Raw genomic sequence first — 19,481 nt, 5'->3', positions numbered from 1 at the left:
TCCTCAGTAAAGTGAGTTCTTGAGAAGCTCGGCCTCGTCGCTGAGGCCGATGCCCGGCGTGCTTGAAACGACGGCATAGGCAACCTCGCCGACCTGCCACCAGGCAGCCTCGGCATTGGATAGGTTGAGGTCCTTCACGGGTTCGACCGCGAAGCGACCGGGCCTGCCGGCGAAAACTGAAATGACTGTGCCCGCATCGGTCTTGACGCTCATCTCGACGCTGGGTCCGAATTCCGAGGGGAACACCTGGACATCGACGACGTTCCAGCCCTTCGGGAGCTCCGGCATGACGATGGCGGTCGCGGCACGAATGTCGTCCCGGTCATAGGTCTGAACCTCCGGCTGCGACGGCATTCCCGCCCTGACGACCGAGGTCTGATGGGCGCGGATGGCGTGCTCCACGAAAGCCGGCGGATGGGCCGAGGCGTTGACTTCGCTCGGGCCGACCGCCGAATGCGCAATCCACCCGACTGACACCAGCAAGCCGACCGCCGCAACTTTTTGCAGCGCGTTCCAAACGCGCGCATTGGCCAGGCCAGATGAAAGGCGCCGAGCCGCCTCGCGCGTTTCCGGACGACCGGCAACGGCGTCCGACGTCATCGCCAGCTTGAGCGTGGTGCGCATGCCAAGGTCGGCCATGACGCGCGCCGCAGCATCCGGGTTCCTGGCAAGCCAGGTCTCGACCCGTAGCCGACCGGTCGCATCCAGCTGATTGTCGATGTAGGCGTCGAGATCGCCATCGGTAATCGTATCGACGTCAGTCACTGTCGCCTCCGACAAGCTTCAGATGGTTGGGCTTCTTCCGACCGCTTTCGAAATCCCTGAGCGCCGCCCGCGCGCGCGAGACGCGCGACATCAAGGTTCCGACGGGAATGTCGAGTATGTCGGCCGCTTCCTGGTAGGAGAGATCTTCGACCGCAACGAGGTGTAGGGCTTCGCGCTGCTCTTCCGGCAACAGCATGAACGCTTCGCGAACCTGAGCGAGCCGGACGCTGTGTTCCTGGTGGGCCGGGTAGGACGCCGCCGCTTCCTGCGCCGTCTGGCTGTCACGCTGGCCGCGCGACATCGCCGACCGCACGCGATCGATATGGGCGTTGCGAACGATGGCGAAGAGCCAGTTCCGAAGGTTCGCACCTGACCGGAACGTCGAGCGCCGCTCGTAGGCTCTCACCAGGGCATCGTGGACGAGATCTTCGGCGTCGGGCGAATTGCGCGCGAGCGAACGGGCATAGCGCCGCAGCGCGGCCAGCTGCCCAATAACGTCGAAAGCACCCTTTTTCGAATCCATACCCGCATATACGGAGCCGATGCGATTTCTCATCCATGGTCGACGAAAAAAATTTCATCCACCGGATGCGGCACATTCGGATGGCATATTCGCCAACATAAACGGAGCGCGCTTGCGCTTTGGTCGCCCGGGCGCTGCGCCTATGCGCTCACGTCAAGCGCTTCGAGGGTCGCGGCAAGCAGCATACGCGCACCGTCGATGGAATGCGCGGGCTCGACATATTCCGCTTCATTGTGGCTGAGCCCATCGCGGCAAGGCACGAAGATCATGGCTGCCGGCGCAACGCGACTGACGAACAGGGCATCGTGGAAGGCACCGGAGAGCATGCGCTTGGTCTTTAATCCGAGCGAGGCGGCGGCGCGATCGAGACAGGCGAGCAGGCCGTCCGAGAACAGGGCGGGCGGCATGTCGAAGATTTGCCGCGCTGCGCTCTGGCAACCGTTCGCTTTTGAGGCGCTGTCACATGCCTGCCGGACCCGCGCCTCCAAGTCGTCGATGGCTTTGGTCTCCGGGTGGCGCAGATCGACGGTAAAAGTGACCGAACCAGGTATCGCGTTCACCGAACCTGGTTCGACTGCGAAGCGGCCGACGGTGAAGCGTGCGCGCGGGTCGCTCGGCATGGCATTCTTGTAAAGTGGTTCAAGCGCGGCCACGGCGGTGGCCATCGGGTCGCGACGGAATTCGAGCGCCGTCGTGCCGGCATGCGCTGCCTGTCCATCGATCGTGACCTCCAACCACCGCGTGCCTTGGATGCCGTAGACGATACCAACCGGTATGTTTTCCCGCTCGAGCGACGGGCCCTGTTCGATATGAAGCTCCAGGTATCCGGAGATCGGGAAGCCAAGTGGGCGCAATTCGGCGTCCGGCAAGGCTTTCAGTGTTGCCTCCAACTCGTCGACGAACGACGCTCCGTCGCGCCCGCGAAGATCGGACCAGGCCTCGGGGATGGCGCCGGCGGCAAAAGCCATCGACCCCATCGTGCCCGGGGCAAAACGGCTTCCTTCCTCGTTGGTCCAGGCGACGACCTCAAGCGGAAGATCGGTCTCGATAGCGGCATCTTCGAGGCTCTCCATAACCTCAAAGGCCGTCAGGGTGCCGAGTGCCCCGTCAAAGCGCCCGCCGGTCGGCTGGCTGTCGAGGTGGCTGCCGATGACGAACGGCGGGCGACGAGGAAAACGGCCCTCCCGCCTGATGAACAGGTTGGCCATCGGATCCTGAAAGACACGAAAACCGCGCGCAAGCGCGAGTTCCGCAAGCATCAGGCGGGAGGCCCGATCCTCCGGCGACAAAGCCTGCCGGTTCACGCCGCCGGCCGGCGTCCCGCCGGTTCTTGCGAAATCGTCGAGACGCTTGAGCAGGCGCTTGCCGTTGATCGTTGTTCGAGAGGTCATGGTCGTTCTCACATGTCGCCTTGATCAGCCGTAGGCTGCATCATGAAAGGCGATTTCCAGCTGCTGCGCTCGCCCGAAGATCGCGCTCAGGCGCTTGCGCTCGGAAGCGTCGAGCGTGTTGCCGGCCGCATCGAGTTCTTGCTTCAGCCACATCGCCTGGGCCGCGAACTCATCATCGGCGTGCATTTCCACCCATTCCTTCAAATGCGGATTGGCAAACGATGACCGGACGGCCCTTTTCGACCAGGTCCAGTACATCCACTCGGCCGCGAACATGGCAGCGACGATATCGAGGAAACCGCCGTTTCGGGCGATCTCCAGCATGCCCGCCCGGAAAGCCTCGACCTCGGCGACATCGAGATCATAGGCGCCGGGATCGATGTTGCGCTCGGCAAAAATCCGCTCGAAATAGGCGATCTGCTGGTTGGCGAGCGCGTCCAGAACGGCAATCAGCCAGCGCTTCTGTTCGATCGTCTCGGCTTTGGCCGTCGCGAAGGCGAAGATCGAGATCGCGGTTTCCACGAACGCGCCCTCATAGACGAGATAGCGTTCGAAAACCGGCGTGGGCAGGCGCTCCGTGACAATGTCATCGACAAAGCGATGGTTCACCATGGCTTCGAAGACGGCGGCGTTCTCCCGCAGGATCTGTTCCGAAAGCGTTTCAGCCGCCATCGTCACGCCTCCAGCGCGGGTTCGGCAGCGGCGCGGAAAGCCTTCACCCGCTCAATATCGACCGGGTTCCACCAGACCCCGCCGTGCTTCAGCGACGAGGCAACGATCACGCCGTTGGTGCGTTTGAGGATTTCGAGGATGTTGTCCTTGGTCACGCCCGAGCCGACCAGAAGCGGCAGGTTTGTCGCCGAGCCGATCTCCTCGATTTCCTCGATGGTGGCCGTATTGCCGGTGCGTTGACCGGTGGCGATCACGCCATCGGCGTCGAAGAAGGCGAGGTCGCGCGTCAGTTCCTGGATCGAGCGATCGGCAACGATGGCGTGGGCACCGTGCTTCACATGGCTGTCGGCAAAGACCTTGATGTGCTCGGCGCGCAGCAACGATCGGTAGCGCATCGCTTCTGCGGCCCGCCCTTCCATGAAGCCTTCGTTGGCGACATAGGCATTGGCCCACTGGTTGACGCGAATGAATTTGGCACCGCCAGCCATGGCGATGGCAAAGGCCGGGATCGGCGCATTGGCAAGAACGTTGATGCCGAGCGGCACACCCGTCGCCCGCGCGATCCGGTCGGTGACGACGGACATGAAGGCGGCCGTTTCGTGACCGATATCTTCCGGTTTGGAGAACGGCACGTCGCCGTGATTTTCGATCATCAGGCCATGCAGCCCCCCCTCGACCAAGGCCTCGGCATCGCGCATGCAGGCGTCGTAGATCGCGGACATATCGGCGCCCCGATAACGCGGCGCACCGGGGAAGGCCGGGCAATGGATCATGCCGATCAGAACCTTGTCAGTCCCGAATATTTCCCTTATGGCGCTTGAGGACTTGTGGGATATTTCCTGCATTTCTCTCCCTTTCGAAGGTATGTTCATGCACGCTTACGTAATCGGTAATGTGACGGTGGACGAGACCATCGCCGTGTCGGAAATGCCGGCCGCGGGCGCATCGATCCACGGTAGCCAGCGGTCCCGGGACCTTGGTGGCAAGGGCGCGAACCAGGCTGTCGTCATGGCCCGCACGGGCCTGCCGACGAGCCTTGTCGCAGCCTTCGGCGACGGTTTTCGCGCCGACATGATCCGCCAGCATCTGGCGAGCGAGCCGGTGGTCAGCAGGCTTGTGCCGGTCCTCGGGAAGTCCACCGACTTCTCGATCGTGCTGACCACGCCGGATGGCGAAAACGTCAACATCACGACCACCGACTCTGCACAAAACCTCACGCTTGCCGACGCCATCGCTCCGCTGACCGACGCGGTTCCCGGCGACCTTGCGGTGCTCCAGGGAAACCTGTCGGACGAAACGACACGCGGCATCCTTGAAGCTGCACGCGCTCGCCACATGATCACCGCCTTCAATCCGTCTCCCTTGCGTCCTTATTTCGGCACCCTGTGGCCTTTGATCGACATCGCCTTCCTCAACCAGGGCGAGGCGCAGGCAATGACCGGCACCAGCGGCGAAGAGGCTGCCCGCAAGCTGCTTGCGGCCGGCGTTCGCGAAGTCGTTCTGACCTTCGGCGGCGACGGAGCCATGCTCGTCACCGCCGAAAGCAGTGTCCGGATCGGCGCCGTCGAATGTGACGTCGTCGACACCACGGGCGCCGGCGACACGTTCATGGCGGTGGCGCTCGCATCCGCTGCACTTCGTGGCAGTCGTCTCGATCGCACCGCGATCGAACATGCAACACGGGCCGCCGCCATCACTGTCAGCCGTCCCGGAACCCGTTCGGCGTTTCCGTCGATCGAGCAGTTGCAAGCGATCCTCGCCGCGCGCTGAGGCTCTTCCCAGCGCGCGGTCCTCGCCGTGCTTAGCGCGCCGTCTCCGTCATCCATCCAAGGATGTTCTTCCAGAGGCGGCCGTAGCCTTCCCACTCGCAGAATGCCGGCGACAGCCAGTGTGGGCCGATATCGGACGTCCAGGCGGCGGTGCGCCCCTTGCCGAAGCCCCCAAGCACGAGCAGCGGGTGCCCGCCCTGGTCTTCCGGCAGCCGGGCGATGACCTCGGCTCCATCGCGTACCTCCACTTCGTTGACGCCAAGAAGCAGCGGCCAGCTGCCCGAAAGCCCCGCCATGGTTGGATGATCCGGCTTGACGACGTCGGCAACGGCACCCTCGGGAATTTCGACGCGGTCGTCATAAGGAAGGCAGGTCACCGGAAGCGTGTCTTCGACGGCCGTGCGGCGCCAGCGGGCCTTGCCGTCGATACCTTGGAAGGAGAAGTAGCCGCCGACCATCAGCAGCGCTCCACCCTTCTCGACCCAGGCCTTGATGAGCTTCAAGCGGTTCGGAACGGTGCGCGAATGCAGCCATACTGCCGGCGGCAGCAACAGCGAGTTGGCGCCGATGTCGGAAAGGATGATCGCATCATACTGGTCGAGGCCGGCCATCTCATAGGGGAACTGGTCGACGGCGTCGTGCGCGGTCATGTAGGTCAGCTCGAATTCGCTGTCCTTGAGCACCTTGACGAGCGGTTCCGCGCCCAGATGGAAGGTGACGCTGCCGAACTGGTCGAAACCCTTGTAGTGGGTGGCGGAGCTTACCCAGCTCTCACCGACGAGAAGCACTTTCTTTGTCATGGTCTATCCGTATGTCTTGAATTGCGTTGGGAGCCGATGTCAGGCCCCGGTTTGGAATACCGAGCGGGGATTGTCCCGCATCATTCTGTCGAGCGCGCCGTCGCCCAGTCCGTGCCGTTTCAGGCGCGGCAAAAAGTGGCGCAGGACGTAGGCGTAACCGTTGCCTCCGTAGTGGCTGAGCATCATTTTCAGGAACACGTCGTGCGAAAGCAGGATGCGGTCCATGTGGCCGGCGTCCACCAGCCTGGCGATCGCCCGTGCCGCCTCTTCGTCGCTCGGGCATTGCACCTGCTGATCGGCATAGAAGAAGTCCATGCCGATCATGTCGTATTCGATGAACGCCCCGCGCTCGGCGAGTTCGCTTTGATAGGCGAAGTCGCCGTGGGACGGGTTCATGTGACAAAGCACGGTGTGGCGCAGATCCGCACCTTCCTCGGCGACGACATCGAGCACCCGGTGGCCGAGCCGGAACCAGCCGGGCAGGTGCACCATCAGCGGCAAGCCGGTCCGGACCTGCGCCCGGGCGGCCCCACGCAGGGACTTCTCCTCCGCTGGGGTGAAATCGGAGGAGACGCCGATCTCGCCGATCAGTCCGATTTTGACGCCCGTGCCGTCGACACCGTCGATGGCCTCGCGGACGATGCCATCGGCGATCTGGTCGACGTTCATGTCGGCGACCTCGGCGGGATGCGAAGAAGCGAGATAGTATCCGGCTCCCATCACGATGTTGAGGCCCGTCGCCTTGGAGATCCGCTGCAAGGCGAGCGGGTTTCTACCGATGCCCTTGCAGGTGGGTTCAACCACCGTGCGGCCGCCTTCAGCCGCGAAAGCCTGCAATTCGGCGATCGCCAGGGGTTCGTCGTCAAGCGTGATGTTATGCTTGTTGACGAAGGGGTCCTGGCGCAGTTCGCCAAGGATCTCCATGCAGACGAAGCCTTCAGCGAGATACTGACGCTCCTTCGTTTGCGGCGCGTTCCACCAGCAGCGGCAATCGTTGAGGATATGCTCGTGCATCAGCGTGATGCCGAGTTGATCCGCACCGATCGCGCCGTGCACCGTCATCACCTTGCCGGACCGCACATGTCCTTCGGACAGTTCCTTGCTCATGGCGGTCATCTCTTGCCGCCGAAGCGGAAGTTGGCGGTGAAGATCCGCGTGTTGAGCCAGATCGCAACGAGAATGATCGCGCCGGTAACAATCTGCGTGAAGAACGGCGAGATATGCATGAGGATGAGGCCGTTGCCGATGACGGCGATCGTCATGGTGCCGAGCACGGTGCCCAGGATCGTTCCGCGGCCCCCCATCAGCGACGTCCCGCCAAGCACCACCGCGGCGATGACCTGAAGCTCGAAGCCGACGGCAGCATTCGAGGAACCGGAGCCGAGGCGCGCAGCGATCAAGAGGCCGGCAAGGGCGCAGGCGACGCCAGCGATCATATAGACTGAAGCGATCACCCATTTCGCCGGCATGCCGACGCGGCGGGCGGCTTCCATGTTGGACCCGACGGCGACGACCTGGCGGCCGTACTTGGTCGAGGATATGACGACATAACCAGCGACCGCGACCGCAACCGCGATCAGGGCAGGCATCGGAATACCCAGCAATTCGCCGCGGCCGAGCATGAAGAAGCCCGGCGCATCCTTGATCGGGATCGAATAGCCCTGCGTCAGATAGAGCGCCAAGCCGCGCAGGATCGACAGGCCGGCAAGCGTGACGATGAAGGCCGGAATCCCCTGATAGGCAGTGAACCATCCCTGCACGAAGCCAAGGAAGGCACCAAAGAAGAGCATCGCGATGACGACGAGAGGCCAGGGATACCCCATCGCCAAGACGATGGCCGCGACTGCATTGACCAGGGCGACCTGCGAACCGACTGAGAGGTCGATGCCGCCGGTGATAATCACCAGTGTCATGGCGACCGCGACGATGAGGATCGGCGCTGCCTGGCGGATGACGTTCAGAATGTTGCCGAGCGTCATGAAGGTATCGGTCGTGGCCGCGAAAAAGACGACGCAGGCCAGGAAGAAGAAGGCGATCGACAGGACCTGGGCGTTTTCCGAGAGGAAGTCTGCCGCGGGTGAGCCTTTCGCGCGTTCGGTGTAGGCCGTCATTGCTTGGCTCCTTCCCCGACGATCAGCTTGACGAGGTCTTCCAGATTGGTCTTGCCGATTTCGCGCTCGGCCACCTTGGTGCCTTCATACATGACGGCAATGCGGTCGCAGACGCGGAACAGGTCCTGGAGGCGATGGGTGATCAGGATGACCGAGACGCCCTTTGCCTTGACGCGGTTGATCAGCGCGAGCACGGCTTCGACCTCCGCCACGGCGAGTGCCGAGGTGGGCTCGTCCATGATCAGGACCTTCGGATTGAACGATGCGGCACGCGCAATCGCGATCGCCTGCCGTTGTCCGCCCGAGAGCTGGGCGACCTTGCCGGTCAGCCGCGGAATGCGAATTTCCAGCGCGTCGAGCATCTTGCGTGCTTCGGCGAGCATGGTCTTCGTGTCGAGGAATGGTCCCTTGCTGATTTCTCGGCCGAGGAAGAGATTGCCGACCACGTCGATGTGGTCGCAAAGGCTCAAGTCCTGAAAGACCATTTCGATATTGCGGTTGCGCGCATCTGCTGGTCCTGAGAACCGGACCTCTTCGCCTTCCAGGATAATGGTCCCGCCATCGGGAATATAGGTTCCCGAGATGACCTTGGTCAGCGTCGACTTGCCGGCGGCATTGTCACCGACGAGGCCAAGGCATTCGCCAGGATAAATATCGAGGTCGACGCCGCGCAGCGCCTGGTGCGATCCGAACGTCTTGACGATCCCCTTCAGGGACACGCGGGGGCTGACACCGGCGCGGGAGGGCAAAGCCCCCCCGACACCAGCGACAGCGGGAGGATGCTGTCTTTCAGTCGTCATCATTTGAAGATCGCCCGATATGGCTCGACGTTGTCCTTGGTGACGATCGTTACCGGCACAGCGATGGTCTTCTCGACGCTGCCGCCGTCGGAGACCTTCTTCAAGGCGTCGACGGCAGCGGCGCCCATTGCAGAAGGATCCTGCTGGATCACGGCGGTGACATAGCCTGCGTCGATGCCGGCGATCGCCTGGGCGGTAAGGTCCCAACCGAAGACCTTCACGCTATCCTGCTTGCTCTGGCTTTCGACCGCGGCGATGGCACCCATCAGGGCCGGCTCGCCGGTCGCATAGATCGCGGTCAGGTCGGGGTTGCCGGTAATCAGGTTCTCGGCGGCCGCAAGCGCGTTGTCCTGCACGTTCTGTCCATCGACGACGCCGGCCGAACTGATGCCGTCGACATCCTTGATGGTCTTTTCAAATCCTTCCTGGCGAACGTTCTGAATGAACGAGTTGAGCGCGCCGACGACACCGATCTTGGCTTTGCCATCGGCGTTGGCCTTGATGTAATCGAGGAAGAACTTGCCCATGTCGGCGCCCGCCTTGGCGTTGTCGACGCCGATCTGCGCCTTCTGGGGGCCTTCCGGAAGGATCGCATCAATGGCAACGACGGGGATCCCGGCTTCGGCCGCCTGGTTGACAGCCGGCATGATGCCGTTGACGTCGATTGCGACGACGGCGATGCCATCGACCTTCTGCTGGATGTAGGTTTCGATCGCACTGTTTTGCGCGGCCGGGTCGTTGTTGGCATTGAAGATGACGAGCTTCGCGCCGGCAGCGTCAGCTGCCTTCTGCGCGCCTTCGTTCATCTGGTTGAAGAAAAGCGCCTGCTGGTTGATCTGCACGAGTGCAAAGGTCTTTTCGGCGGCAAGGGCCGGCGAGAGAGCCGCGCCGAGGGTCGTCAACGCCGTGAATCCAAGTGTGGCGATTAGGGTCCTGCGTTTCAAATTCCAGTTCATGTTCTCATCCTCTGTTGGTTCTCCATTGCGTGATTTATCGTTTCGCCGGCGGAGCAACGGATTTCCGCACGACGATTTCGACTGGCAGGAGCTCTTCGACGAGAGCCTGCTTGCCCTGCCAGTTTGTTTCGAGAAGAAGGGAGAGGGCACGCTCGCCGATCGCGCGGACCGGCTGGCGGATGGCGGTCATGGGCGGACCGAAAAGATGCAGCGGGCCGACATCGTCGAAGCCGATGACAGAGACATCGTCGGGAACGGACACCCCCTGGTCCCGGAAGACCTCGATCATGCCGATGGCGATTTCGTCCGAGCTGGCGAAGATCGCCGTTGCTGGGCGGCCTTCCTCGATGAAGCGTTTCGCCGCCCGCCGACCAAAGGTCACGGTGTAGTCGCCCGCGTATTTTGACAGCCGGAAATCTTCGCCGAACGCATCGCGCAGCGCCCGCTCAAGACCGTTGAAGCGTCGATGCGAACTGATCATCGCTTCGGGGCCGCCGACGAAGAGCACATCCCTATGCCCGAATTCGGCCAGATGCCGGCCGGCGAGCGATCCACCCATCTCGTTGTCGCAGAACAGCTTCGGTGCCTGGGCGCCGGGGACGTCTTCGTCGGCGATCACGACTTTGCCGGTGCGGTTTATCAAGGTGGCGAGTTGACCGTCATCCGGGTGGTTGGTGACGAAGATCAGGCCGTCGACGTGATTGCGTTCAATCAGTTGGAGATAGGCGACCTCACGACCGGCCCGGTTCAGGGTGGCGTAAAGAGAGACGGCAAGACCGCGGGTATCCGCCTCTTCTTCGACGGCTGCCACGAGGGTTGCGAAAAAGGGGTTGGCAATATCCGGAACGACAAGACCGATCGTGTCGGAGCGACCGCGGCTAAGCCGGCGGGCATGCGGGTTGGGCTGGTAATTGAGGTCGCGGATCGCATCCGAGATCCGCTTCTTCGTCTCGAAGGGCAGGTCGAGCGATCCGTTCAGCAGGCGCGACACCGTCGTCACTGAAACGCCGGCAGCTCGGGCTACATCCTTCAGACCTGTGACGCGTCGTGTGGTCACCTTGGCTCCATCCCTTGCCGTTGTAAACCGATTTACTAAAACGCTTTACAATAAGATTTCGAGTTTCATGTTCTGTCAAGAGACTTTCTCGGACGCGGCGGTGGCGCGCGCATCTGGCCACGGATTTGGGACGATTGGCGGCGGCGAAAAGACCGAGAGACCGATACCGTTTGCTCTTGAGAAAACAGCATCTTGGCGCCGCGAGGCGGGAACAAATCAGCGCCCTGATCGATTGAGCGATCATGGAAAACAAAGTTCTTTGGGCAGCGCTGATGTTGCTATCCCCCGCCGTGCTGGCCAATGCCCAGACGCTTCAGCCCGAAGCCATCGACCGCGCTTCGATCACGCCCACCACGTTGGAGCGGACGACCGAGGTCTCGGACACGCCGGATGCGGCCATCGTCCGGCTTCAGGTTCTTCTCGATCGGGCAGGGACTTCGCCCGGCGTGATCGACGGATTCGCCGGCGAGAATGTCGCCAAGGCGATCGCCGCCTTCGAGACCATGCAAGGCCTCCCCGCTGACGGAAAACTGGACGCCGACGTGATCGAGCGACTGTCGGACCAGACGACGGTGGTCGAGCCCTATGTCATCTCCGAGGACGACGTCAAAGGGCTGGTGGCTGAGATTCCCGAAGACTATTCCGAGCAGGCGAAGATGGATCAGCTCGCATACACGAGCGTCGCCGAGAGGCTGGCGGAGCGCTTCCACATGGATATCGATCTCCTCAAGGCACTCAATCCGATTTCAACGTTCTCGGTCGGTGATACGGTATCCGTTGTGAACCCAGGGGAGCCGAGGCAAGGAACGGTCAAACGCATCGAAGCACACCGGCGCACCGGTCAAATCTTGGCGCTTAGCGCTGATGGTACGCTGATCGCGGCCTATCCGGCGACCATCGGCAGCAGGGAGACACCGTCTCCTTCGGGAACGCACAAGGTCAAAGGCGTCGCCCGAATGCCGCCCTACGTCTACAATCCGAGGATCAACTTCAAGCAGGGCGATAACCGAAAGGTCCTGACCTTGCCGGGTGGCCCGAACGGGCCGGTCGGCACCGTCTGGATCGATCTCTCGAAGCCCACTTACGGAATCCACGGGACGCCCGAACCTTCGATGATCGACAAGTCGGGATCGCACGGATGCGTTCGCCTGACCAACTGGGATGCGGAGGAGTTGGCGGCGATGGTCAAGCCTGGCGTCATCGTCAAGTTCGTCGACTAAGCTACGGAAGACGCTCAGGAATTTCCGAATGGTCAAAAGCCGAAGTGGGCCACCGAACACGCCGGTGATCGTTCCCGCAATTCCCAAGTCAAAACTTCAGCGGATGCGCGTCTGAACGCGCACGATGTTCATCTGAAGCTCGTGGCTGGTTGCGTATCTGCCAAGCACCTTGATAAGGCGCAGCTCTTCGGTCTTGTGAATTCCGGTCCGCCGGCAATAATCCGCGACGTCCCAGATATGCTTGATCTGGGAGCCGTCGACTGTTCGAACATCCGTATGTTTCATCCCGTGCCTCCCCTAACCCAACACAACGTTTGGAGGCCGGTTTGGTTCCGCCAGGATAGGTTCCCGGCGGTTATCGCCTATGCGTGCCGTGCCATAGTGGATGAGCGACGGCTACAGGGTGCAGAGCGAGCGCGACGTCGGGGTCAGCCTCGAAACCTCGATCCTTCGCCAGCACTGGCTATCCATTCGAGGAAAGACCTCATTGGTCCATCTGACGTCGTTGCTCAACCGCTCCTGATGCCGTGAAAGGCCGTCCTCGTCCTCATGCATTTCAAACCAGGCAAGCACCGTCTCGCCTTGACGGACGGGGAGCCTCGGGAAGGCGTTTGCGCTGCGCTCGGTGACGAAAACCGCATCGATTCGAGCGCCGGCTTCTTCGAAGATCGGCAGCGCCTCGGCGATGAAGAATGCGGCGAAACGGTCCTCCGTGCCGGGGGCCAGCGAGCAGATGTTCACAGTGACGAGACCTTTGGTCGACCGTGCCTGCTTCTCCCTTGCAAGATTGCGGGCAAACGGCTGTGTGCCGGCGACAGGCTTCAGCAGCAACACGTTGTCCGAGTTGAGCATCGTCTCGTTTGCTAGAGATCCATGCTCCTTCCAGACCGGCCCCGAATAAAAGGCCGCCAACGCCTCCGTTCGCGTCTCCATATCCGCAAAGGACCGTACCCAGACGAAGGCGTCGGGATCACCGCAGTCGCGGAATTCACCTTCGACACGCATTCCAAGCGCTTCCTGCGGATCGACGAATTCGCGGTCGAACAGATCGATCAGGCGCTCCCTTCCGCCGGGATGAAGTCGGTAGCGGCGAAGTTCGTAAACGGCGTGCGGTTTCATGATTCCTCCAAAACAGGTCGATTGTCCTGTTTTTAATAACAGGTTGATCGACCTGTTTTGTCAAGGCACTATGTGAATCGAATTGTCAGGCGACGGTCATGATCGAACACAAAAGAACCAACGACCCGCAAGCGGTGCGCCGCAGGATCGTGGATGCGGCCTATCAGGCCTTTGTCACGCAAGGATACCTCGCGACGGGAATGTCGGAACTGCGCGCGACGGCTTCCGTGTCGGGCGGTGCAATGGCGCACCACTTCCCGGCCAAAAGAGAACTTGGATTGGCCGTTATCCGCGATCGCGTCGCTGAGGCGGTGCAGGAGACGTGGATCGACCCGCTGCGTACCGCCAGCGATACGCCTGCAGCAATTGATCGGATATTCACCGAGATCATCAAAGAACTCTCCGAGAACGGTTCCGTCTCCGGCTGCCCGCTGAACAATATGGCGATCGAAGTCTCCAAGCACGATGACGAGATGCAGGAGGCACTGGGTGCGATTTTCGACGCCTGGGAGAAAGCGCTGGCGGCGCGATTCCACGAAGACATCCGCCTGAAACGCGTCGCGGACATTCAACCTAACAGTCTCGCGACCTTCATCATCGCCGCCTATTCCGGCGCCATGGCGATGGCAAAAGCCAGTCAGGACACGCGCCCGCTCGTGAACTGTCAGGCGGAGCTCGCAGCCCTTCTCGCGTCCAAATACGCCTAGGTCGGTCCGAACGATGCGCTCGCTTTCGGTTGGTGGTTTTGACACCCTTTCGGCTTCCAAGCCGAAGGCCTTCATTCGAGATTCTTCGCAAATGTCGCCGGTGTGGGCGACAGGCCACAGCTCTAGATGCTAGAGGTGTTCATCGGGAAGGGGCACTCCAGTAAACAGGAGACTTCTCGATGAGCAGAACAGCCATGAACGCCCTTGGACAACCGCTTCATTACAGCGGAAGTTCGACCGCATGGTTTTCCGCAACCGGATCCGGGTCTACGCTCTACGGAACACCCGGTAACGATTCGATCTGGGGCGACAGTTCCGTCGATGTGACCATGTTCGGCGGCACGGGCGACGACATCTACTACCTCTATTCATCGGCGAACCGGGCCGAAGAGGCGCCCGGCGAAGGGATCGACACGATCGATACCTGGATGAGCTACATCTTGCCGGAGAACTTCGAAAACCTGACCGTCACCGGTGACGGCCGACACGCCTTCGGCAATGCCGCCGACAACATCATTGCCGGTGGCTCCGGCAGCCAGACCATCGATGGACGCGCCGGCAACGACGTGCTGATCGGTTCCGGCGGCGCGGATACCTTCGCGCTCAAGCGCGGCAACGGCAGCGACCTTGTCGCCGATTTCAGCTCCAACGATACCATCCGCCTCGACGGATACGGGATCACCTCGTTCGAAGAGGTGCTGGCGAGTGCGGCCCAGGAGGGAAACGATCTCCGCCTCCATCTCGACGATGGCGAAAGCCTGGTCCTGGCGGATACGACAGCCGATGAATTGCAAGAAGGCCAGTTCCAGTTGAGCCTGGACCGATCCGGCCTGACGCAGACCTTCTCGGACGATTTCGAGATGCTTCAGCTCACCGACGGCACGAGCGGCATTTGGGATGCGAAATACTGGTGGGCGCCGGAGGAGGGGGCGACGCTCTCGGAAAACGGTGAACTGCAATGGTACATCAATCCGGGCTACGGGCCGACCGCATCCGCCAACCCGTTTTCGGTCGAGGATGGTGTTCTAACGATCACCGCAGAACGTGCACCGGAGGCGATCCAGTCCGAGATCGGCGGTTATGACTACACGTCCGGAATGTTGACGACCTATTCGTCCTTTGCCCAGACCTACGGTTACTTCGAGATGCGGGCCGACATGCCGGACGATCAAGGCGCCTGGCCCGCGTTCTGGCTGCTCCCCGCCGACGGTTCCTGGCCGCCGGAGCTTGATGTCGTCGAAATGCGCGGTCAGGACGCCAACACCGTCATCACCACCGCCCATTCCAACGAAAACGGCGAGCACACGATCGTCAGAGACGGCGCGCAAGTCACCGATACCGACGGGTTCCACGACTACGGCGTGCTTTGGACGAAAGACGAGATCGTCTGGTACTTCGACGACACGGAGATCGCCCGCGCCGATACCCCAGCGGACATGCACGAGCCGATGTATATGCTCGTCAATCTGGCGGTCGGCGGAATGGCCGGTACGCCCGATGGCGATTTTGACGATGGGGCGGAGATGAAGATTGATTCCATCGACGCCTATGCGCTCGACGCCGACTGGCTGATCTAGACGGACAAGAGACGAAGGGAGCCGGCAGCATCCACGCTGCCGGCTCCGGCTGAGCCTATCTGGTAGTGAAGGGGAACTGCAACGCTCCGCCGTTCCAGCTCCGCAACAGAGCTATTCGGCGATATGCGTGAGCCAATGGCGCGGCTTGTTGTCGGCGAGCTGAGCGACCTTATCGATCTTGTTGCTCATCACCCAGGCCATTGGCTGCTGGTGCAGCGGCAGCATGATGATCTCGTCCTTGACCATCTGCATTGCCTTGGTCTGCAGATCGAGCCGCTTCGACCGATCCATTTCGGTCGAGGCCTGGATGATCAGCTTGTCGATCTCAGGATAGCTCCAGCCGCCCCAGTTGAAGACGCCCGCCTTGTCGCTCCTCGTCTCGATCATCTGAAGCAGGATAGAATAGCTGTCGAGCATCGGCTCGTTCGCCCAGCCGATGATGTAGACGTCCGACAGACCACCTGTGCGCTTGGGTGCCTGTGCGGCCGTCGGGCCGATGTCGAGCTGCGGTTTGAAGCCGGCGCGGCTGAGCATGTTGACGATGCTCTGGCAAAGCTCCTCTTCGTTGACATAGGCCTCGTTCGTGCAGACGAGCGTAAAGGGGAGATCGCTGGCGCCGGCCTCGGCCAGCAGCTTCTTCGACAATTCGGGATCGTATGGCACGACCTTGTCCAGTGCCTCGACATATCCGGGGATCTCCGGCGCAACGATCGCACCCGCTGTCCTCGACTTGCCGCGCATAACCCGCTTCTGGATGAGCTCTGTGTCGAGCGCATGGGCGACGGCCTGGCGGACACGCAAGTCGTTGAACTTGTTGTCGACGCCGTCGGCCAGTTTCGGCTTGCGGTTGAAGCCCATCATGATGGTGCGAAGGTCCGTGCGCTCCATGACCTTCAGGTCCGGCTGCGCGAGAAGGCGTGGGAGATCCTGCGCCGGCGCATTCTCAGTGAAGTCGATCTCGCCTGACAACAGTGCCGCCACGCGTGTCGCGGCCGAGACGATCGGCGTGAACTCGATGCGATCGATGTTGGATTTCGCCGGGTCCCACCACTCGTCGTTCTTGACGAGAACGGTCTTGCTGTCGGGCGTGCGGCTCTCGAGCTTGAACGGACCTGTGCCGTTGGTGTGATAGGTGGCGTAGCCTTCGATCTTCTTGCCGACATCCGTCGGCTTCAGCGAGTTGTTGTCGGCGAGCCATGTGGCGTCGAAAATGTGGATGTTCGTCAGGTCGTTCAACAGCAGCGGATAGGGGCCGGTCAGTTCGATATCGACAGTGCGGTCGTCGACTTTCTTCGCCGACTTGTAAGCAGGGAGGTTGCCTCGCAGCGGTGATGCCGGATCGCTAACCCGCGTGAGCGAGGCGATCACATCATCGGCCGTGAAATCGGCGCCATTGTGGAACTTGACGCCCTCGCGCAGATGGAACCGCCAGACGGTGTCCGATACCGTCTCCCAGGAAGTCGCCAGGGCCGGCTCGATCTTCAGGTCGGCGTCAAAGCGGACGAGCCCCTCATAGACGTGATTGAGGAAGGACAGCGTGTAGCTGTCGCCATAGGAATAGGGGTCGAGCGAGTAGATATCGCGCGAAGAGCCCCATTTGAGCGTCTCCGCGTGAGCCGCCGCGGAAAGCGCCGTCGACATGGCGGCTGCGAGGATCAGTTTCTTGAGCATTCTGCTGTTCTCCTTTGTTGAGGTCACCGGTCCCCTTGAACGGGAATCTTCTTTTTAAGAGGCAAGAACGGCGCACAGGCCGTCCGTCTCGCCGCCCGGTCGGGGCGGCCAGTGGCATGATCTATCGTTGGCGCGGGCATGACCTTCTTGGTTACGTTAATCACCGCAAAGACTTTCGAGGGCCTACGCGGGGATCCTGATCAACTGGCGTTCTCGGACAGCGATGCACTCAAGCGAAAACCTCCAGGCGATGCTTGAAGCGCCATGTCCTGTTGTCGATAGCGATCGTTCGATGGCCAACGCCAGGCATCGACTCAAACAGGGACACATCTCTGCGCCGCTTATGGATGCGGTTCAGAAACCCGATGTTCGGCGCTGGACGTTGGAATGGCGTGCGAATGAGGAGATGTCAGGCGTGCCGGCCCGGCGGTGCAGGCGGGTATGTTTGGTATCGCGAAAAGACGTGCGAGTACGCTGTCTTCTGAAGCCCTTGCATCAACCTGCTCCTCCCTAGCTCGTTGCTGCTAGGCGGCACCATCGCACGCCAAAAGTATTTGTCAACGCTTTTGTCGACAATCATGAATACGATTATGGCGACAATCTTGATGGCGACTGATCGGCCCGCTACGGTTGTCGCTCGCAACGTTCTGAACAAGTGAGATGGCTTTCAGGCCAGGGCGCGCACCGGCTTATCACTTTGCGATGTAGGTTTGCTCGCTCCCGCCGCAAAGCGTGTCGATGCGGGCGCGAACGCGGGCAACGCCCTCGGCAATGCTTGTGCTCGGAATCGACGAATATCCCATCCGGAAGTAGCGGCAGGGCTGGTCGCTTCTGGGGAAGAAGGGCGAGCCGGATTCGACCAGCACGCCGTCCTGCCGCAATTCGCTGACCAGCCGGTCGGCGTCGAGCCCTTCCGGTCCCTCCATCCAGAAAGACGTGCCGCCGAAGGTCGAGGAGCCTGCGACTTTCAAGTTCGCCCTGCGTAGGGACTCGGCCATGATCACATGGCGTTTGTGATATTCGGTCCGCATGCGGTGGAGCACGGCGTCATAATGGCCGAGCGCGAGGAAATAGGCTGCGGTGCGCTGAAGATGCCCGGGCGGATGACGCAGCATCAGCGAGCGAAGCGCGCGCGCCTCGCGAATGAAGGGGGCAGGTGCGACGAGGTAGCCAAGCCGAAGCCCGGGAAACAGCGACTTCGAGAAGCTGCCGATGTAGAGCACCCGACCCGACGGATCGAGCGCCTTGAGCGCCGGCGAGGGCGGCGCGAGGTAGCTGATCTCGAACTCGTAATCGTCCTCGACGATGACGAAATCCCGTTCCTCCGCAGCCTGCAGCAGTTGCGTTCGCCGGTCGACCGGCATGGTCGCGCCGGTTGGCGAGTGGTGGCTCGGGGTCACGAAAACGGCGTCCACCTTCTCCGGTAAGGCATCCGGTGACAGGCCCTCGCCATCGACATCGACGGTCGTGACATCCGCACCGCTCAACAGCAGCGAGGCGCTGATATCGGGGTGGCAAGGGTTTTCGCAGACGGCGGCGGAGCCCTTCTCCAGGATCAGGCGGGTCACGATCCAGAGCGCATTCTGCGCGCCGACGGTAACGAGGATTTCGTCCGGCGTGGCGTGGATGCCGCGGCGCGGCAGCGTGCGCGAGCAGATATAGTTCACCAGCCGCACGTCGTCGGCCGCGGCAAAGTCGCTCGCCATCAGCACGAAGTCCTCGCGCGCCAGAGCGCGGCGGGCACAGTCGCGCCAGGCATTGAGGTCGAAGAGCGTCGGATCCATCTGGCCATAGAGGAAGGGGAACGGGTAGCGCCGCCAGTCCAGCGGCTTGGCGACCTGGCGCACGACGCCGAAGCTCATCTTGATCTTACGGCTCCAGTCGACCGGATTGGAGCCGGCGGATGGACGCTCCCCCTCCACATCCATGCCCGGCGGATTGCCGGAGATCCGATACGAACTGCGGTTGACCGCCTCGACGTAACCCTGGTTGATCAGCTCCTGATAGGCGAGCGTCACCGTGATGCGCGAAATCCTGAGATAGTCGGCGAGCTTTCGGCTCGACGGCAGATGCGCGCGCGGCTGCACCCGTCCGGCGAGCACGGCCGAAACGACTGTCTCACGCAGCTGCGCCTGCAGGCCGATACCGCTCTCACGGTCGATGAAAAAAATGGTTTCTGAAACGTTCATCTGCACGGCGCCTGCTCCCCTTGGCGACGTTAAACTGGATCTATTCAACTTCCAGACTGGATATAACGCAAGCCGGATCTCGGCCTTATCGTCATCAACAAGACCGGAGAAACGGTCAGCGAATAAACAAAAGGGAATAAACAAAGAGGAGGAA

At 61.7% G+C, this 19,481-nt stretch carries 19 protein-coding genes; 4 read left to right on the top strand and 15 right to left on the bottom strand.

Features of this window, described 5'->3' with window-relative positions:
* Window positions 1-3: 3 nt before the first annotated feature.
* The 5 genes from IB267_RS23820 to IB267_RS23800 all read right to left on the bottom strand — a co-directional run bounded on the left by IB267_RS23820 (window position 4) and on the right by IB267_RS23800 (window position 4,196).
* Window positions 4-765, bottom strand: coding sequence for an anti-sigma factor (locus IB267_RS23820; protein WP_192449869.1), 762 nt, complete (start codon window positions 763-765; stop codon window positions 4-6).
* Window positions 758-1,288, bottom strand: a complete 531-nt coding sequence (locus IB267_RS23815) for a sigma-70 family RNA polymerase sigma factor (protein ID WP_192449868.1) — start codon at window positions 1,286-1,288, stop codon at window positions 758-760. The genes IB267_RS23820 and IB267_RS23815 overlap by 8 nt, the downstream gene beginning before the upstream one ends.
* Window positions 1,289-1,428: 140 nt before the next feature.
* Window positions 1,429-2,679, bottom strand: a complete 1,251-nt coding sequence (locus IB267_RS23810; RefSeq protein WP_192449867.1) for a Zn-dependent hydrolase — start codon at window positions 2,677-2,679, stop codon at window positions 1,429-1,431.
* Window positions 2,680-2,703: 24 nt separating this feature from the next.
* Window positions 2,704-3,351: a TenA family protein gene (locus IB267_RS23805; protein WP_192449866.1), complete on the bottom strand. Its 648-nt coding sequence runs from the start codon at window positions 3,349-3,351 to the stop codon at window positions 2,704-2,706.
* A gap of 2 nt (window positions 3,352-3,353) precedes the next feature.
* Window positions 3,354-4,196, bottom strand: a complete 843-nt coding sequence (locus IB267_RS23800) for a BtpA/SgcQ family protein (RefSeq protein WP_192449865.1) — start codon at window positions 4,194-4,196, stop codon at window positions 3,354-3,356.
* Between the two features lie 25 nt (window positions 4,197-4,221).
* Between IB267_RS23800 and IB267_RS23795 the strand changes: the two genes are divergently transcribed.
* A complete protein-coding gene (locus IB267_RS23795) occupies window positions 4,222-5,121 on the top strand; it encodes a ribokinase (protein ID WP_192449864.1) in 900 nt (299 codons plus the stop codon).
* A 31-nt stretch (window positions 5,122-5,152) separates the two neighbouring features.
* On the opposite strand, the gene IB267_RS23790 is transcribed toward IB267_RS23795, so the two are convergent.
* From IB267_RS23790 to IB267_RS23765, 6 genes are read right to left on the bottom strand one after another with little or no spacing between them, the layout of a single operon-like run.
* Entirely contained in the window at window positions 5,153-5,920 is a 768-nt protein-coding gene (locus tag IB267_RS23790; protein WP_034790452.1) for a glutamine amidotransferase, read from the bottom strand.
* Window positions 5,921-5,959: 39 nt separating this feature from the next.
* The gene (locus IB267_RS23785) at window positions 5,960-7,027 is read right to left on the bottom strand and encodes a phosphotriesterase (protein WP_192449863.1); all 1,068 of its coding nucleotides are present in this window, start codon (window positions 7,025-7,027) and stop codon (window positions 5,960-5,962) included.
* A 5-nt stretch (window positions 7,028-7,032) separates the two neighbouring features.
* Window positions 7,033-8,031, bottom strand: a complete 999-nt coding sequence (locus IB267_RS23780) for an ABC transporter permease (protein ID WP_192449862.1) — start codon at window positions 8,029-8,031, stop codon at window positions 7,033-7,035.
* Complete coding sequence (locus IB267_RS23775) at window positions 8,028-8,831, bottom strand: ATP-binding cassette domain-containing protein (RefSeq protein WP_192450040.1); 804 nt, start codon at window positions 8,829-8,831, stop codon at window positions 8,028-8,030. The genes IB267_RS23780 and IB267_RS23775 overlap by 4 nt, the downstream gene beginning before the upstream one ends.
* Window positions 8,831-9,787 carry a substrate-binding domain-containing protein gene (locus IB267_RS23770; protein WP_192449861.1) on the bottom strand — a complete coding sequence of 319 codons (957 nt, stop codon included), beginning with the start codon at window positions 9,785-9,787 and terminating at the stop codon, window positions 8,831-8,833. The genes IB267_RS23775 and IB267_RS23770 overlap by 1 nt, the downstream gene beginning before the upstream one ends.
* A gap of 34 nt (window positions 9,788-9,821) precedes the next feature.
* Window positions 9,822-10,844, bottom strand: coding sequence for a LacI family DNA-binding transcriptional regulator (locus IB267_RS23765; protein ID WP_371742617.1), 1,023 nt, complete (start codon window positions 10,842-10,844; stop codon window positions 9,822-9,824).
* Window positions 10,845-11,086: 242 nt separating this feature from the next.
* Here IB267_RS23765 and IB267_RS23760 point away from each other — a divergent pair, with 242 nt between their 5' ends.
* On the top strand, window positions 11,087-12,064 hold the full coding sequence (locus IB267_RS23760) for a L,D-transpeptidase (RefSeq protein ID WP_192449860.1): 978 nt from the start codon (window positions 11,087-11,089) through the stop codon (window positions 12,062-12,064).
* A gap of 96 nt (window positions 12,065-12,160) precedes the next feature.
* On the opposite strand, the gene IB267_RS23755 is transcribed toward IB267_RS23760, so the two are convergent.
* Window positions 12,161-12,349, bottom strand: coding sequence for a hypothetical protein (locus IB267_RS23755; protein ID WP_192449859.1), 189 nt, complete (start codon window positions 12,347-12,349; stop codon window positions 12,161-12,163).
* 111 nt (window positions 12,350-12,460) lie between these two features.
* Window positions 12,461-13,183: an NIPSNAP family protein gene (locus IB267_RS23750; RefSeq protein WP_192449858.1), complete on the bottom strand. Its 723-nt coding sequence runs from the start codon at window positions 13,181-13,183 to the stop codon at window positions 12,461-12,463.
* Between the two features lie 98 nt (window positions 13,184-13,281).
* Here IB267_RS23750 and IB267_RS23745 point away from each other — a divergent pair, with 98 nt between their 5' ends.
* The gene (locus IB267_RS23745) at window positions 13,282-13,890 is read left to right on the top strand and encodes a TetR/AcrR family transcriptional regulator (protein ID WP_192449857.1); all 609 of its coding nucleotides are present in this window, start codon (window positions 13,282-13,284) and stop codon (window positions 13,888-13,890) included.
* A 179-nt stretch (window positions 13,891-14,069) separates the two neighbouring features.
* Complete coding sequence (locus IB267_RS23740) at window positions 14,070-15,467, top strand: family 16 glycosylhydrolase (protein ID WP_192449856.1); 1,398 nt, start codon at window positions 14,070-14,072, stop codon at window positions 15,465-15,467.
* 111 nt (window positions 15,468-15,578) lie between these two features.
* On the opposite strand, the gene IB267_RS23735 is transcribed toward IB267_RS23740, so the two are convergent.
* On the bottom strand, window positions 15,579-17,138 hold the full coding sequence (locus IB267_RS23735; protein WP_192449855.1) for an ABC transporter substrate-binding protein: 1,560 nt from the start codon (window positions 17,136-17,138) through the stop codon (window positions 15,579-15,581).
* Between the two features lie 692 nt (window positions 17,139-17,830).
* Window positions 17,831-19,327 carry a PLP-dependent aminotransferase family protein gene (locus IB267_RS23730; protein ID WP_192449854.1) on the bottom strand — a complete coding sequence of 499 codons (1,497 nt, stop codon included), beginning with the start codon at window positions 19,325-19,327 and terminating at the stop codon, window positions 17,831-17,833.
* Window positions 19,328-19,481 lie beyond the last annotated feature (154 nt).

Source organism: Ensifer sp. ENS09, from assembly GCF_014852425.1.
Lineage (GTDB): Bacteria > Pseudomonadota > Alphaproteobacteria > Rhizobiales > Rhizobiaceae > Ensifer.
Note: the sequence above shows the minus strand (reverse complement) of the source record. Positions and strands in the feature narration are given on the sequence as shown.